At 48.4% G+C, this 16,377-nt stretch carries 13 protein-coding genes; 5 read left to right on the top strand and 8 right to left on the bottom strand.

What is annotated here, in order from left to right:
• Window positions 1–93 precede the first annotated feature (93 nt).
• Window positions 94–1,461 carry an amino acid permease gene (locus tag KNQ18_RS13385; RefSeq protein ID WP_050678563.1) on the top strand — a complete coding sequence of 456 codons (1,368 nt, stop codon included), beginning with the start codon at window positions 94–96 and terminating at the stop codon, window positions 1,459–1,461.
• Window positions 1,462–1,501: 40 nt separating this feature from the next.
• Here KNQ18_RS13385 and KNQ18_RS13390 read toward each other — a convergent pair whose 3' ends face one another.
• Window positions 1,502–3,031 carry a cryptochrome/photolyase family protein gene (locus tag KNQ18_RS13390; RefSeq protein WP_214858867.1) on the bottom strand — a complete coding sequence of 510 codons (1,530 nt, stop codon included), beginning with the start codon at window positions 3,029–3,031 and terminating at the stop codon, window positions 1,502–1,504.
• A gap of 244 nt (window positions 3,032–3,275) precedes the next feature.
• On the opposite strand from KNQ18_RS13390, the gene KNQ18_RS13395 reads away from it, so the two are divergent.
• On the top strand, window positions 3,276–4,769 hold the full coding sequence (locus KNQ18_RS13395; protein WP_149428070.1) for a malate:quinone oxidoreductase: 1,494 nt from the start codon (window positions 3,276–3,278) through the stop codon (window positions 4,767–4,769).
• A 44-nt stretch (window positions 4,770–4,813) separates the two neighbouring features.
• Here the strand turns inward: KNQ18_RS13395 and KNQ18_RS13400 are convergent, their stop codons facing one another.
• A complete protein-coding gene (locus KNQ18_RS13400; RefSeq protein WP_069940113.1) occupies window positions 4,814–5,356 on the bottom strand; it encodes an ECF transporter S component in 543 nt (180 codons plus the stop codon).
• Window positions 5,357–5,606: 250 nt separating this feature from the next.
• Here KNQ18_RS13400 and KNQ18_RS13405 point away from each other — a divergent pair, with 250 nt between their 5' ends.
• Window positions 5,607–6,176 carry a hypothetical protein gene (locus KNQ18_RS13405; protein WP_149428069.1) on the top strand — a complete coding sequence of 190 codons (570 nt, stop codon included), beginning with the start codon at window positions 5,607–5,609 and terminating at the stop codon, window positions 6,174–6,176.
• A gap of 43 nt (window positions 6,177–6,219) precedes the next feature.
• Here the strand turns inward: KNQ18_RS13405 and ahpF are convergent, their stop codons facing one another.
• From ahpF to KNQ18_RS13435, 6 genes are all read right to left on the bottom strand, one after another.
• Entirely contained in the window at window positions 6,220–7,749 is a 1,530-nt protein-coding gene (gene ahpF / locus KNQ18_RS13410) for an alkyl hydroperoxide reductase subunit F (protein ID WP_149428068.1), read from the bottom strand.
• A gap of 14 nt (window positions 7,750–7,763) precedes the next feature.
• Window positions 7,764–8,327 carry an alkyl hydroperoxide reductase subunit C gene (gene ahpC / locus KNQ18_RS13415; RefSeq protein ID WP_023469815.1) on the bottom strand — a complete coding sequence of 188 codons (564 nt, stop codon included), beginning with the start codon at window positions 8,325–8,327 and terminating at the stop codon, window positions 7,764–7,766.
• Between the two features lie 221 nt (window positions 8,328–8,548).
• Window positions 8,549–9,949: a decarboxylating NADP(+)-dependent phosphogluconate dehydrogenase gene (gene gnd, locus KNQ18_RS13420; protein WP_215085151.1), complete on the bottom strand. Its 1,401-nt coding sequence runs from the start codon at window positions 9,947–9,949 to the stop codon at window positions 8,549–8,551.
• 20 nt (window positions 9,950–9,969) lie between these two features.
• Window positions 9,970–11,316, bottom strand: coding sequence for a GntP family permease (locus KNQ18_RS13425; RefSeq protein ID WP_215085153.1), 1,347 nt, complete (start codon window positions 11,314–11,316; stop codon window positions 9,970–9,972).
• A gap of 24 nt (window positions 11,317–11,340) precedes the next feature.
• A complete protein-coding gene (gntK, locus tag KNQ18_RS13430; protein WP_215085155.1) occupies window positions 11,341–12,882 on the bottom strand; it encodes a gluconokinase in 1,542 nt (513 codons plus the stop codon).
• Window positions 12,875–13,591, bottom strand: coding sequence for a GntR family transcriptional regulator (locus tag KNQ18_RS13435; protein WP_064300753.1), 717 nt, complete (start codon window positions 13,589–13,591; stop codon window positions 12,875–12,877). The genes gntK and KNQ18_RS13435 overlap by 8 nt, the downstream gene beginning before the upstream one ends.
• Window positions 13,592–13,773: 182 nt before the next feature.
• On the opposite strand from KNQ18_RS13435, the gene KNQ18_RS13440 reads away from it, so the two are divergent.
• On the top strand, window positions 13,774–14,688 hold the full coding sequence (locus tag KNQ18_RS13440) for a ketopantoate reductase family protein (protein ID WP_214725196.1): 915 nt from the start codon (window positions 13,774–13,776) through the stop codon (window positions 14,686–14,688).
• A 204-nt stretch (window positions 14,689–14,892) separates the two neighbouring features.
• Window positions 14,893–16,359 (top strand): polysaccharide pyruvyl transferase family protein, encoded by a 1,467-nt coding sequence (locus tag KNQ18_RS13445; protein ID WP_214806131.1) that lies wholly within the window; start codon window positions 14,893–14,895, stop codon window positions 16,357–16,359.
• Window positions 16,360–16,377: the final 18 nt, after the last annotated feature.

A 16,377-nucleotide genomic window follows, 5' to 3' on the forward strand; every position in this document is an offset into this window, starting at 1 on the left:
GAGATTGGACATTCGTCCAGTCTCTTTTTTCTTTTTCAGGACCGACAGAACGGTCTGAAGCGTAGAGAAACCATCACAAGGAGGAGTTCAGGTTTGGAACAGCAAGGATTAAAGCGGGATTTATCGAATCGTCATGTACAGTTGATTGCCATTGGTGGAACGATCGGAACAGGGTTATTTTTAGGATCAGGAAAAGCGATCCAACTCGCCGGACCATCGATCATTTTTGCCTACTTACTCGTCGGGATCGCGATCTTCTTCGTCATGCGGGCACTTGGGGAATTGTTATTGTCAAAAGCAGGTTATCAGTCACTCACAGACATCGCAGAAGATTATCTCGGACCACGTGCCGCGTTCGTGACCGGTTGGACGTATTGGTTCTGTTGGATCATGACAGCGATGGCAGACATCATCGCTGTCGGTCTTTACGTCAAGTATTGGTTTGATATCCCGCAATGGATTCCAGCCGTTCTTGCTCTCTTGATTTTACTTGGATTTAACTTGTTGACCGTTAAATTGTTCGGTGAACTCGAGTTTTGGTTTGCCTTGATCAAGGTCGTGACAATCCTTGCTTTGATTGGTGTCGGAATCGTCTTGCTCGCGATTGGGTTTAAAACAGACGCGGGTCCGGTGACGGTCTCGAATCTCTGGTCACATGGCGGTTGGATGCCAAATGGAATTACAGGATTCCTGCTATCGTTCCAAATGGTCGTCTTCGCTTATGTTGGCGTTGAGCTCGTCGGGGTATCCGCAGCAGAGACAGCAGATCCGAAGAAGAACATTCCATCCGCAATCAATAAGATTCCACTTCGGATCTTATTCTTCTATGTCGGTGCCTTACTCGTCCTATTGATGATCAACCCATGGACAGGATTAAGTGCAACAGAGAGCCCGTTCGTCAAGACGTTCAGTCTGATTGGGATTCCGCTCGCAGCAGGAATCATCAACTTCGTCGTACTGACGTCTGCTGCTTCTGCGTGTAACAGCGGAATGTTCTCGACGAGCCGGATTCTGTATAACCTGGGAAATCAACAGCAAGCGTCGAACAAGTTCTCGAAGTTGAATAAAAATCATGTTCCAGCAAACGCCTTGTTCGTCTCGACGATCGTCGTCTCAGTCGGTGCTTTGCTCAGTAAACTGTTACCAGGGCAAGCGTTCAGTATCGTCACGACAATCAGTGCGATCTGCTTCATTTGGGTCTGGGGTGTCATCCTTGTCTGTCATCTCCGGTACAAGAAACAAAATCCGGAATTGCATGCGGCGTCGACATTCAAAGCACCATTGACACCACTCGTCAATTACCTCGTGCTTGGATTGTTTGCAGTCATTCTCGTCGTCATGCTATTTGCTGACGATACACGTCCAGCTTTGTTGCTGACACCGGTCTGGTTCCTTGGACTATTCGGACTGTATCACCTCCGGAAAAAGAAACAACAAGCAGCTAATCAAAAAAGTGCGTAAGCCAAAACAAGCCGGTTGGATCTAATCCGACCGGCTTGTTTCATGGTGTATCGAAAGCACCGTCCTGCAGTTGTTTCCGAAGTGCTTTCGCTTTCTTTCGAATATCGCGTTTGCTGTCCGCATCGCGCTTTCCCCATTGCCGATACATCATCGACATCCGCTGATTATCAGCGAACCGTTTTTCGTGCCGGTCGATGAAGTCCCAGTACAAGGCGTTAAACGGACAAGCATCCTCTCCGAGCATGTCCTTTTGATGGAACGGACATCCCTTGCAATAATCACTCATCTTATGGATGTAATTCGCCGAAGCGATGTACGGTTTCGTCGATAACGTTCCGCCATCAGCATGAAGCGCCATCCCGAGGACGTTCGGTAAGACGACCCAGTCATAGGCATCGATGTACATCTCGTTGAACCAATCTGCCGTCTGTTGCGGCGAGATCGCAAACAGATTAGCGAAATTCCCGAGCACCATCAAGCGCTGGATATGGTGATTGTGCGCATGCTCGACAACAGGACGTAACGATTCAGCGACACAGTTCATGTTCGTCTTCCCGGTCCAGAAAAAGTCCGGTAAATCCGCTTCATGACGTAGCGCATTGACGGAAGCATAGTCTGGCATCTCGGCTAGATAGACGGCACGCATGTACTCGCGCCAGCCGAGGATTTGTCGAATAAAACCTTCGACCGCATTGAGCGGAGCATCTTGATCTTCGAGGGCGGCTTCAACTTGACGAATGACCTCTTCCGGTGTCAGCAATCCGAGATTGATTGCTGCTGATAAGAGCGAATGCGATAACGTATCTTCACCGGTCAGCATGGCGTCTTGATACGTTCCGAACGTCTCAAGTCGTTCTTCGATGAAACGATGAAGAGCCCGCGTCGCTTCCTTGCGCGTGACGGGCCAATGGAAGGAATCAAGTGCTCCCGGATGATTGGAAAAATCACGTTCGACCTTGTCGATGACATCCTTTGTGATGCGATCGGGACGAAACTGAATCGGATCGGGGAACGTCGTCCCGGACTTCGCCGGTTTTCGGTTCTCGGCGTCAAACGACCACTTTCCACCAATCGGTTTGGAGCCGTTCATGAGAACGTTTCGTTCCTTGCGCAGTTTGCGATAAAAACGGTCCATCTTGTAGGGCTTGTCGCCGATTGCTTCGACCGCTTCTTCCTGTGTCAGTAAAAACAACGGCACGTCGGAACAGACCTCGACCTTGATTTTCTTCGGTAAAGCGTCTTGCCACTTGTGCATCGCCTTTCGCATCGGTTCGTCCGTGATCGCCGTATAGAATACATGATCCGGATCATGATCTTTCCGGTGCGCCTTAAATGCCTGATCGAACGAATCAGCTTCCCGGTAATCGACGGTGAAGCCTTTTTCGCGCAGTTCTTCCGCAAAATGTCGCATCGCTGAGAAGACGAGGACAAGTTTTTGTTTATGGTACGTCTTCCACTTGGAGCGTGAGGTCGCTTCGACCATCAGGATGACGTCGTCTTGTTTGTTTGCTTCCTTCAATAAAGGGAGATCGTGATTCAATTGATTGCCGAATATCCAGCGTGTCGCCATGAGTGTTCCTCCTTTTACTTTCGTTATATGATTACCGTTTTTCGTCAAAGTCATGCCTGATTGTATGCCGGCTGACGAAAATCTTCTTACCTGAATCGTCGCTTTTACACATTTCTGAATGTAAAAGAAGTTCCTTTCTGTGCAAGCTATGATAGGGTTATAATGGAAAGGTAAGTTGTCGTCATGAGGGGGAAGTTTTTCATGACAGGTAGTCCATAATATCAACGGGGATAGGAAGGATATCATGAGCAGTATGCCTAAAAAAACAGACGTTATTTTAATTGGTGCCGGAGTCATGAGCGCGACGTTAGGGGTCTTATTAAAAGAACTCGCGCCTGAGATCAACATCAAGGTATTCGAGAAACTCGCGAGTGCCGGGGAAGAGAGCTCGAACGAGTGGAACAATGCAGGAACAGGTCACGCCGCACTATGCGAACTGAACTATACGACGGAAAATGCCGATGGTTCGATCGATATCAGTAAAGCGGTCAAAGTAAACGAACAGTTCCAACTGTCACGTCAATTCTGGTCGCATCTCGTCAAGGAAGGTGTCTTGCCGAATCCGAAAGAATTCATCATGCCGATTCCACATATGAGCATGGTTGAAGGAACGAAAAACGTCGAATTCCTGAAAAAACGATTGGAAGCGCTATCAGCGAATCCGTTGTTTGCGGGAATGGAATATTCAGAGGATCCAGCGAAATTAGCCGAGTGGATTCCACTCATCATGAACGGTCGGACGTCACCAGAGCCGATCGCTGCGACAAAAATCGATTCAGGAACGGACGTCAACTTTGGTGCGTTGACACGAATCCTGTTTGAATATCTCGCACAACACGATGTAGCGATCAACTATCAGCATGGTGTCGAGGATTTGAAGCGTGTTGACGGGGGTTGGGAAGTCAAAGTGAAGAATGAGCGCGATCACCGGATCGAGCATCATACGGCGCAGTTCGTCTTCATCGGAGGTGGCGGCGGTAGTCTGCCGTTGCTCCAAAAAACAGGCATCGAGGAATCGAAGCAAATCGGTGGTTTCCCGGTCAGTGGTTTATTCCTCGTTTGTAAAAATCCTGAGATCATCGAACAGCACCATGCGAAAGTCTACGGAAAAGCGAAAGTCGGAGCACCGCCGATGTCAGTACCGCACTTAGATACACGATACATCGATGGGAAGAAATCACTCCTCTTCGGACCGTTTGCTGGCTTCTCACCGAAGTTCCTAAAGACAGGATCAAATCTTGATTTGATCGCGTCTGTCAAACCGAACAACGTCTTGACGATGCTTGCTGCGGGAGCTAAAGAGATGGGATTGACGAAGTATCTGATCGAACAAGTCCTCTTGTCGACGGAACAACGGATGAACGAATTACGAGAGTTCATTCCGAATGCGAAGACAGAAGACTGGGATGTCGTCGTCGCTGGTCAACGTGTCCAAGTCATCAAGGATACACCACAAGGAAAAGGGACACTCCAGTTCGGAACAGAGGTCATTAGTGCAGCCGACGGATCTGTCGCTGCCTTACTCGGGGCGTCACCAGGTGCCTCAACAGCAGTTCCCGTCATGCTCGAAGTACTCGCGAAATGTTTCCCGTCCGAATTACCGGCGTGGGAAGCAAAAATCAAGGAGATGATTCCGTCTTACGGGATCTCACTCGTTGAAAATCCGGAGCTGTTCGAACAGATCCATGCCGAAACAGCTAAAACGCTCGAGCTTGAACAAGGTCAACCGATTCGCTAAACGAAAACCGTCCGACTCCACAAGGAGCCGGACGGTGTTTTGATTTAGCGGAAGTTACGGAAGAAACGTGTTTTCTTTAATGCAATCCCGACTGGAATCGCAACGAGGATTCCGACGACGTTTTGTGTGATGTTTCCTGGAATTGAAGCGACTGGTGCGACCCAGTTGCTGTAAAGGATACCTTCACAAACATAGTAAACAGCAAGCATGACGGGAGCAGAAACAATCATTGCGAAAATATTTAAGCCTGGATTGTCTCCTTTGTATCGCGAAGACCAGGCGATACGCCCGACAATATATCCTTGGAGTCCTCGAGCTACGATTGTAAATGGAGCCCAGAGTGTCCATCCACTGATAAGATCAAATAATCCCATGCCGATTGCTCCGGCAATCAGTGCTGTCCGTGGACCGAATAAAATCGCGATGAGAAAGAGCATCGCTGTTCCCATATGAACGAGACCACCGCTTGAAGCGATTGGCAATTTGATATTGATGAATAGTGTCGCGACAAGAACAAGTGCGATTGACATCGCAGTGATGACGAGCTGGCGAGTACGAGTGCTAGAATACGGTGCTGCTTTTTGCATGTGGCTAACCTTCTTTATGATAGATTTTAAGATAGCTTTAATCTATCAGATGACTGGACTAGTCAAAAGTGTCAACTTTGAATTATTTATAGGGGTCAGATTGACTAAAAAGTCGTCATTCGTTCTTAATTCCAAAAGAGTTTAATCTATTCATACAGTCTTAAATGAAAAAATCTCCAAAACGGTTGTCGTTTTTGAATCTACTTTTTGTTTTTTCTGTACAATGAACAGCGAAAGGAAGGGGAAGTTAATGAAATATCAGATCGCGACAGCTGTTTTTTTATTCGCTTCATTGTCACCAGTCATATCGGAGGCAAAGGACCAGACGACACAACATCAACGTTATTACGCGGCATATGAAAAAATCGTGCAGAAAATAAATCGGACACATGAAAATGCGGACGTCACGTTGCTTGCAGCAAATCAATTCGCAGACGAGGACTGGGTTTCGCCGAAACGTTTTCAGGAACGAGCAGTCAAACGGTTGAAGCCGTTACGTGTCCAAACGAGCTTCGAGTGGGATAGTGAACGGACGCTCGAACGCACGCAACGTGGAAACGAAGTCCGGATTATCGGGAATTTCGAGACAGAACTCTTGGAACAGAGTAAACGCCAACGATTATCCGATGTCTTTTCGATGACGTCTCTTGCGATCGATGATGGAAGATGGACGCAAACTGAATTTGTCGGTAGACCAATCGATGCAGGACAAACGATGGTCGTAACGGTCAGTGGTACATACGCGAAGCAAGGCATCTTAACAAAGCACCACATCACAAAAGAATTTCATTGTTCATCCGTTGGTGAAATCTACTATTGAAATAGAAAAAGAGCAAAACTCGTTTGAGTTTCGCTCTTTTCGTTTAATTCCGGATCAAGTGATCGAAAGCACCCAGTGCAGCTGTTGCACCAGATCCCATCGAGATGATGATCTGTTTATACGCGCTATCTGTGCAGTCTCCTGCAGCGAAAACGCCTGGTACGTTCGTTGCGCCGTGGCGATCGACTTGGACTTCACCGAACTTGTTACGGCTCACCGTTTCACCGAGCCAGTCCGTGTTCGGTACGAGACCGATCTGGACGAAGACACCTTCGAGCTCAACGTGACGCTCGACGTTCGTTTCGCGCTCGATGTACGTGATACCGTTCACTTTGTCCGTTCCTGTGATTTCCTTCGTCTGTGCGTTGACGACGACCGTGACGTTCGGAAGCGAAGCGAGGCGTTCTTGAAGAACAGCATCCGCTTTTAGTTCCGGTGCGAATTCAAGGACCGTGACATGCTTGACGATTCCCGCGAGATCGATGGCTGCTTCGATCCCTGAGTTTCCGCCACCGATGACTGCGACACGTTTTCCTTCGAACAACGGACCATCACAGTGTGGACAGTAGGCGACGCCTTTGTTCTTGAATTCGAGTTCGCCTGGGACACCAACGTTACGCCAGCGTGCACCTGTTGAAAGGATCAAACTCTTCGTCTTCAAGACAGCACCGTTCTCAAGCTCGAGCTCGAGGAGGTCTTTCTTCTCAAGACGAGTTGCCCGCTGCAGGTTCATGACATCAATGCCATACTCCTTGACGTGCTCCTCAAGACTTGCGACGAGTTTTGGTCCTTCCGTGTACTTCATGCTGATGAAGTTTTCGATGCTCATCGTATCCATGACTTGTCCACCGAAGCGCTCTGCGACGATTCCTGTCCGGATGCCTTTACGGGCTGCATAGATGGCAGCACTCGATCCAGCTGGACCACCACCGACGACGAGGACATCGTATGGATCTTTATCAGCGAAATCAGAAGCATCGGCACCTGTGCCAAGCTTCGCCAAGATTTCTTCAAGTGACATCCGTCCGTTACCGAATGCTTCGCCGTTGACGAAGACCGTCGGAACAGCCATGATCTCTTTTTGTTCGACTTCTTCCTTAAATGCCGCGCCATCAATCATCGTGTGACTGATGTTCGGGTTGAGGACGCTCATGACGTTCAATGCTTGTACGACATCTGGACAGTTGTGGCAGCTCAAGCTGATGTACGACTCGAAGTGGTACGTTTCTTGAATGCCTTGAATCTGCTTGATGACGTCCGCATCGACCTTCGGTGCTCGACCGCTGACTTGTAGCAGAGCGAGAACGAGGGACGTGAATTCATGACCGAGTGGTATTCCCGCGAACGTGATGCCGCTTGTCTCACCGACACGGTTGACTGTGAAACTTGGTGTCCGGGGAAGGCTTGCCTGCTCGACGGAGATGCGTGGTGTCATGCTTGCGATCTCTTCGACGAGTGCGCTCATCTCAAGCGAGACGGCGTCTGTCCCAGCGCTAACCGCTAGGACGAGATCGCCTTCGAGAAGCTCGAGGTATTGCGCGAGTTGTGCTTTAATGTCTGGTGCTAAAGCCATCGCGAATCCGCTCCTTAAATTTTTCCGACGAGGTCAAGGCTTGGTGTGAGTGTTGCAGAGCCTTCTTCCCATTTCGCTGGGCAGACTTCGCCTGGATTGTTACGTACGTATTGTGCTGCTTTGATTTTGTTGACGAGCGTGCTTGCATCGCGACCGATACCGCCTGCGTTGATCTCAACTGTTTGGATGACGCCGTCTGGGTCGATGATGAACGTACCGCGGTCAGCAAGACCATCTTGTTCGTTCAAGACTTCGAAGTTACGTGAGATGACGTGTGATGGGTCACCGATCATGACGTACTCGATTTTACCGATTGTTTCTGATGTTTCGTGCCATGCTTTATGTGTGAAATGCGTATCTGTTGAGACAGAGTAAACTTCAACGTCAAGCGCTTTGAGGGTTTCGTATTGGTTTTGGAGATCTTCGAGTTCTGTCGGGCAAACGAATGTAAAGTCTGCAGGGTAGAAACATACGACACTCCATTTACCGCGAAGGTTAGCATCCGTTAGGTCAACGAATTCTCCGTTGTGGAATGCTGATGCACTGAATGGTTTTACTTCACTTCCGATTAAAGACATGATAAAAATCCTCCTCAAGGGTTCTATTTTTAGAATCTGTTCTAGTGCATACAAACAATCTGTATTTATCACACTAGAATAATTCTAATCTAATACTAATTTCATATAGACCAACACTTTTGTCAAGGTATAATCGGTAATTTCTTATTTCAGGAAAGATTGTGTGAACAAAAAAAGAAATCCCGACTCCTAAATGAAACAGGAGTCGGGAGCTGTATTCTTTATTGCCAGTCCGTGTGGAAGATCCCTTCGCGGTCTGTCCGAGCATACGTATGAGCACCAAAATAATCGCGTTGTGCTTGCAACATGTTGGCATTCGAATTCGCTGTCCGGTAGCTATCGTAATACGTCAGTGACGTCGATAGAGATGGGAGTGCAAAACCAGATAACGCACCCTCGGCAACGACGTGACGTAACGATTCTTGATACGCCTGTACTTTCTCAGCGAAGAACGGGGCGAGCATCAAGTTCGAGAGGTTCGCATCATTTTTGAACGCTTCACTGATGACGTTCAAGAAGTCGGCCCGGATGATACATCCACCACGGAAGATCAAGGCGATCTCCTCAAGGCGTAAGTTCCAGTCATACAACTCAGACGACGTTCGGTACTGGGTGAAGCCTTGCGCGTATGCGGCAACTTTCCCCATATAAAGCGCTTGACGAATTCGTTCGACCCACGCGTCTCGCTCAAGCGTCGACAAGTCTTCGGGTCCCTTTAAGACAACAGACGCTGCGACGCGTTCTTCTTTAATAGCTGAAAGGTAACGCGCGAACAGAGCTTCTGTAATGATTGAAGAGGCGATCCCATTATCAATGGCTTGCAGGCTCGTCCATTTTCCAGTTCCTTTTTGACCGGCTTGATCGAGAATGACATCAATCAACGGTTGCCCTGTCTCGTCATCCGTTTTTCGGAGAATGTCCGCTGTGATCTCAATCAGGTAACTTTTCAGTTCACCCGCGTTCCACTCAGCGAAGATATCCGCGACTTCCGTGACGTCGAGTCCGAGACGGAAACGGAGGAAGCTATACGCTTCAGCGATCAGTTGCATGTCCGCATACTCGATTCCGTTATGGACCATCTTAACGAAGTGACCAGCGCCCTTCGGACCAATATAAACACAACATGGATCTCCTTCGACGTGAGCGGCGATCTTCGTCAAGATTGGTGCGACATGTTCGTAAGCTTCTTTCGATCCACCCGGCATGATCGCAGGGCCGGTCCGCGCACCGACTTCACCACCCGATACACCGACACCGATGTATTCGATCCCGTGGCGTTGTAACTCGTCGAAACGACGCTCTGTATCGAGGAAGTGAGAGTTTCCGCCATCCATGATGATATCGCCTGTTTCGAGATGCGGAAGCAACGATTCGATGACTGAATCAATCGCGCTACCGGCTGTGACCATCATGAAGATTTTACGTGGGCGAGCGAGTGATTGAACGAATGCTTCAATGTCGTAGTACGGATGAAGAGGTAGTCCTTCATCATGTGCGACGAGATCGTCCGTTAAATCACGTGTGTAGTTATAGATGGCGACTTCTTCTTGATGACTCGCCATATTCAGTGCCAGGTTGCGTCCCATGACGCCAAGCCCGATGACTCCGATAGAATGTTGCATAAGTAGAACGACTCCTTTTCTTAGACGACGAGGCTGAGGAGAAGAACGAACCCAAGTCCACAAACGGAAATGATCGTCTCAAGCACAGTCCATGTCGCAAACGTTTCTTTTAATGATAATCCGAAATACTCTTTAAACATCCAGAAGCCCGCATCATTGACGTGTGAAGCGATCAGACTACCCGCACCAGTCGCGAGAACGACGAGCGCTAAGTTGACGTCGGATTGCTCTAGTAACGGAATGACGAGACCTGCCGTTGATAGGGCAGCGACTGTCGCGGAACCGAGTGAGATCCGCAGAATCGCAGCGATCAACCAAGCGAGTAGAATCGGGGATAACGCCGACCCCTCAAATAAGTGCGCGACGTAATTTCCAACACCACCGTCAATCAAGACTTGTTTGAAGGCACCGCCACCACCGATGATCAATAGCATCATCCCGATTTGGGCGATCGCCGTCGTACAAGATTCCATGACCGTTTGCATCGGAATCTTACGCGCGATCCCCATCGTGTAGACCGCGACGAGTAACGAAATCAACATCGCCGTCGAGGCGTTCCCGATGAACTCGATTGCCGAGATGACACTGTTTTCACCCCAACCGAGTGTTTCTTGTAAAAGCGTGAAGATTGTTGCGACCGACATCAAGAGGACCGGTAGCATCGCCGTGAAGACACTGATGCCGAAGCCTGGTGTCTCGTCTAAATCAAATTCTTTTTGTTCCCCGAGTGACGCGATGTTTCCTGTCCGTGTAAACGATTCAGGAACGAGTCGTTTGGCGATTTTCGTAAAGATAGGACCGGCGATGATGACGGTCGGAACAGCAACGATGAAACCATACAATAAGACTTCCCCGATATTGGCTTTATACTCCCCGGCGATGACGGTCGGACCCGGGTGAGGTGGTAAGAAGCCGTGCGTGACAGATAGTGCTGCGACCATCGGGATCCCGAGATACAGGATCGAGACGCGGAGCTGACGTGAAATCGCAAAGACGATTGGAATCAACAAAACGAGTCCGACTTCGAAGAAGAGGGCGATCCCGATGATGAACGAAGCGACGACAACCGCCCACTGGATGTTCTTTTCCCCGAATCGGGCGACAAGCGTCATGGCGATTCGCTGCGCCCCCCCGGCGTCAGCAATCAGCTTTCCAAGCATGGCACCGAGACCAAAGATCAGTGCCAAGTGACCAAGCGTTCCTCCGATACCGGCTTCGATCGTCTTGACGATCTGATCGAGCGGCATGCCGAGTAGTAGTGCAACGCCAAAGGAAACGATGATGAGTGAGACGAACGTATTTAATTTCAACCCCATGATGAGAACGAGCAACGCGACAATCCCAATTCCTACGATGACTAAAGGCATGATGACTTCCCCCAAAAGATTAAGTTAGTTTTCTTCTTGAATCAAGCTCCGTTGATACGTAGCGATTCGTTTGTGATCCTCAGACAATGTCCGCGCTAGACTAATGAAAATTGGTAAGAGCTGACGATATTCATGCATCGCTTCTTCATTTGGTACATGGCGATGCGTTTCCCCGATCATCTCAGAGACGACTTCGAACGAATCGACTTCCCCTGTCGCATACAGTCCAAGAATACAAGCACCAAGACATGAACTTTCAAAACTTTCCGGAATGACGACTTCTGATTCAAAGATGTCCGCCATCATTTGGCGCCAGACTTCGGACCGGGCAAACCCACCTGTTGCCTGAATCCGTGTCACGGGACCGTCCATGCACTCGATTAGGGCGAGGAAGACGGTATAGAGATTGTAGATGACGCCTTCTAGTGCCGCCCGGATCATATGCTCTTTTTTGTGCGAAAGTGTCAAACCGAAGAACGAACCGCTGACATCCGGATTCCAAAGCGGCGCACGTTCACCGGACAAGTAAGGATGGAACAATAGCCCGTCGGATCCAGGACGGACGCGTTCGGCAATCTTCGTCAAAACAGCGTACGGATCGATGCCAAGGCGTTTTGCTGTCTCGACTTCTGCTGAAGCGAGTTCGTCTCGGATCCACCGTAAGACCATTCCACCATTATTAACGGGTCCGCCGATGACCCAGTGGTCCTCGGTCAGCGCGTAACAGAACGTACGTCCCTTTTCATCGGTCTGCGGACGATCAATGATCGTTCGGATGGCACCGCTCGTTCCGATCGTGATCGCAATTTCCCCTTTGCGAATCGCGTTGACACCTAAGTTAGAAAGAACACCGTCACTGGCACCGACTAGGAAAGGCGTATCGACGGAGAGTCCCATTTGTCGTGCGTAATCAGCATTCAGTTCGGTACATGTCGTCGTCGTCGGTACGGGTTCCGATAAGTAGCTTGCATCGATCCCTGCGACGTGTAACGCGCCTGTATCCCAGCCTAATTCATGAATGTTGAAGAGACCGGTCGCTGAAGCGAGAGAGTGGTCGATGACATATCTGCCGAACAGTCTTTGGAACACGAATTCCTTGATCCCGACATATTTTTTCGTTTGAGCGTGGAGCTCCGGACGATCTTCGACAAGCCAACTGATTTTGCTGAGCGGTGACATCGGATGAATTGGTGTTCCGGTCCGGTGATAGATCGATAGACCATATTGTTCCTTGATCTTGTTCGACCATGCTTCACTCCGGCTGTCCGCCCACGTGATGCAGGCAGTCAATGGTTGATGCTGTGTGTCCATTGCGATCAAGCTGTGCATGGCACTACTGAACGCGACGAACTTTGGTGGCATGCTCGGATGACGTTTCGTGATCAAACGGATCGATTCGAGCACAGCATCAAAAATTTCTTCCGGATCCTGCTCCGCCGTCGAACGATTTGGTGTATGGAGCGGGTAACCGACGTTCGTTTGTCCGATGACCTCTCCTTTTGTCGTAAATAAGACCGCTTTCGTACTCGTCGTTCCGATATCGACGCCTAACATGTATTCAGTCATGTGAATCGACTCCTTTCGACATCATTTGTTGCGTTTTCCAGAGATCTTCGACTTCCTGGACGTCATCAAAGTTCTGATGTAAGGAAGCAACCATCCGTTCACGGTCGCCTGTCTCGATCGCTTCGATGTACAAGGCGTGGTTCGCGAGGATGCGTTCGAAGTCTTCGATGTCTTCCTCGAATCGTACCCGCATCGATAGGAGGATGAAACTTTCCATGACCGGTTTGAGATTTTGCCAAATCATGCTGACATATCCATGATCAATCGAGCGGATGATCGTTTCATGAAACAGTACATCCTGGAAGGAGAATTCATCGGCATCCTTGTATTTGATGGCAACCTTCATCATTTCGAGAATCTTACTGAGTTCACGGACGAGTTCTGCCCGTTCGATTTTGACGAGTCGTTCGAAGACAAACGTTTCGATGAGTAGCCGGACATCATAGATTTCCTGAATGTCGCGCTCAGACAAACCGACGACGACTGCCCCCATCCGCTCGAGACGAATCAATTGTTCGGATGCAAGGACCTTTAATGCATCACGGACAGGCGAGCGACTGACTGAAAAATCAGAGGCTAATTTGTTTTCAGATAAGATGGTACCGCTTTCAATCCTTCCTGAAATGATGCGCATCCGTAGCTCGTGTGCAACACGATCTCCGGCGGAAGCTTTTGATAACCACTTCAAGGGGTATAACATTTCTGACATGGAATCACCTGATTTCTAAAGTGAGTATACTTGTATACAAGTTAGTATATACGTTTTTTTCTAAAATGCAAACGCTTAACTTAAAACGGAACGATCCACGCAGAAATCAGGAAATCGGTTCCAAATATGTTAGGGTGAAGGAGTAAGCAACGCACAGAACGGGTAAGGAGGAGATAGTACATATGAACATGTTAGTTGTAGGTGCAGGGGCAGTTGGAGGCTATTTCGGAGGTCGTCTTGCTGAGCAAGGGGAGCAGGTGACATTCCTCGTCCGTTCGAATCGATATGAACAACTACAAAAAACAGGACTGCACATTACTAGTCCTCATGGCGATATGACGATCACGCCTCAGTTGATAACACGAGACATGCGACCGGATCACGCATTTGATGTCATCTTGCTTTCGACGAAAGCCTATCACTTAGATGACGTCTTACAGGACATTGCGCCATTCGTTTCGAACGAGACGTACATCATTCCTTTGTTGAACGGCATGCAGCACATACGACGGTTAACAGAAGTCTTCGGAGAAGATCGGGTGCTTGGAGGGCTCTGCTTCATTGAGTCGACGCTTGATGCAGAAGGGCGCATTTTACAGACAAGCCCTTCGCACCGGCTGTTGTTTGGTTCACGAACCGGTAAACCAACAGCGTGTCTAGAGAAAATCGCAGCGCGTTTTGCGAAAGCGAAAGCACCAATGAAGTACTCGATGCACATCATGGATGACATGTGGCAAAAGTATCTCTTCATTTCAACGTTCGCGGGTGTGACGACTTTATTTCGTTCAGCGATCGGTCCGATTCGACAAGAGTCTGTCGGGCGTCAGATGATCCTAGACGTCATGGCGGAAGCGAAACAAGCGATGGAAGAACAAGGCGCAGTCTTTAATGACGATGTAGAAGCGGTGCTGTTGAAACAGATGCATGCAATGGAAGACACGATGAAATCGTCGATGTTACGTGACATGGAAAAGGGTCAGCCCGTCGAAGTGGAACATTTTTTCAGTGCATTATTGAAGCCTTCTACGACAAATCAGATGAATGCATTGAAATTAGTCGAAGCAAATCTACGCATGTATCTCGAAACGATTAAATAGTCACTTTTTTCTATTTTAGAAAAATGATGGAGTAGTCCTAATGTTTCGTTTTGATGACGAAAGACCTGTTTCCCTTAGGAATCGTTGACTTCCGAAATAAAGTTCATCTATTCTTAATGAGATTGAAAAAAACTGATAATATATTTTTCCGTATTTTTTCTTGCAAGGACGAATGAAGCAGACGAGAGGGGAAGTTTATCCATTATGAAACGTATTATTATTCGTGCAGGTATGACACCATTCGAACAGTTCGATGCTCCTTATTTGATGAAACATAATTCCATTGGAGGAAACGTTGGAAATCTTATCTATCAATACAGTATCTTTCGGACGTTGATGACAGAAGGTACGACGATTACACCTGACTATTACTATTACGACGAAGAACGGGCAGACGAAATCAATGCCAACTTTGATCTTTATGTCATTCCGTTAGCGGATGCATTCCGAAAAGAATTCGTACCGACGTTACGGAAATATACACGTCTCATCAAAAAATTAAAAATTCCAGTCGTCGTCATCGGTGTAGGGTTACGTGCACCGTTTGAACCAGACTTAGATGGTGGATTCCCATTCGATGAAGATGTCAAAGCGTTCGTCAGTGCCGTTCTCGAGCGCTCGAGCATGCTAGGTCTTCGCGGGGAGATCACGTCGAAATACTTAACACGTCTTGGTTTCCGCGAAGGGATTGATCATCGCGTTATCGGATGTCCTTCGATGTACGCGTTCGGTCGTGATTTGCACATCCGTGAAACGAACATCACACCTGAGTCGATGATTACGGTCAACTCGTCACGTTTGGCACCACAAAACGTTCTTGATTTCATTACGCGCGGGATGGAAGAGTATCCGAATCACTACTTCATTCCACAGTGGATGAAGGAACTGAAGTTGACGTATACAGGGACGCACCCGATCGCAGATCTTTCAGTGACGAACTATCCGGTGAAGATGTCGGATCCTGCTTATATGAACGATCGGGTTCGTTTCTTCTTGAACGCACAGACATGGTTTGATTTTATCGGTCAAGCAGACCTCAGTTTTGGAGCTCGTTTACACGGAAACATCACAGCGACACTTGCGGGTACGCCGAGTATCCTCATTCCAAAAGATGCACGGATGCGCGAATTGACGGATTACCATCAGTTGACGCACATTTGGGCGAACGACATCAAAGCGGATACACAATTATCCGACGTCGTAGCAAATGCTGACTTCCAAAGTCCGGCACGTGTTCAAGCGCGTAACTTCGACAACTTCGTTGACTTCTTGAACGTGAACAATCTTGAGCATATTTATCAAGAGACGAACTATCCTGAGAATGTACCGTTTGACCGTCAAATGGCGCAAACCGAGTTGCTCCCACCAGTCCAGCCGATTTCTGGCGTAAGTCTTGAGGAAGCAGTCGCTCGTTTTGAACGGTTCTTCCCGGAACAAGAGAAGAAGATTGCGGATGCGCAAAAACAAACAAAAGCACAATTAGCTGAAAAAGATAAGAAAATCAAAGCATTGCAGAAACAAACAGGAACGGCTCAAAAGGATCAAGAGATTGCGGCACTCAAAGCGCAACTGGCTGCCCAAACGAAGAAAATGAAGCATCAGCAAGGAACATTGAACCGGAAAGCGGTTCGTGCAGCCTTGAAAACAGCGGATTTATTCGCTAAAAAGTAACCCTTTAAACATTCCGGA

It is taken from the genome of Exiguobacterium sp. s78 (assembly GCF_018618985.1).
GTDB lineage: Bacteria > Bacillota > Bacilli > Exiguobacteriales > Exiguobacteriaceae > Exiguobacterium_A > Exiguobacterium_A abrahamii.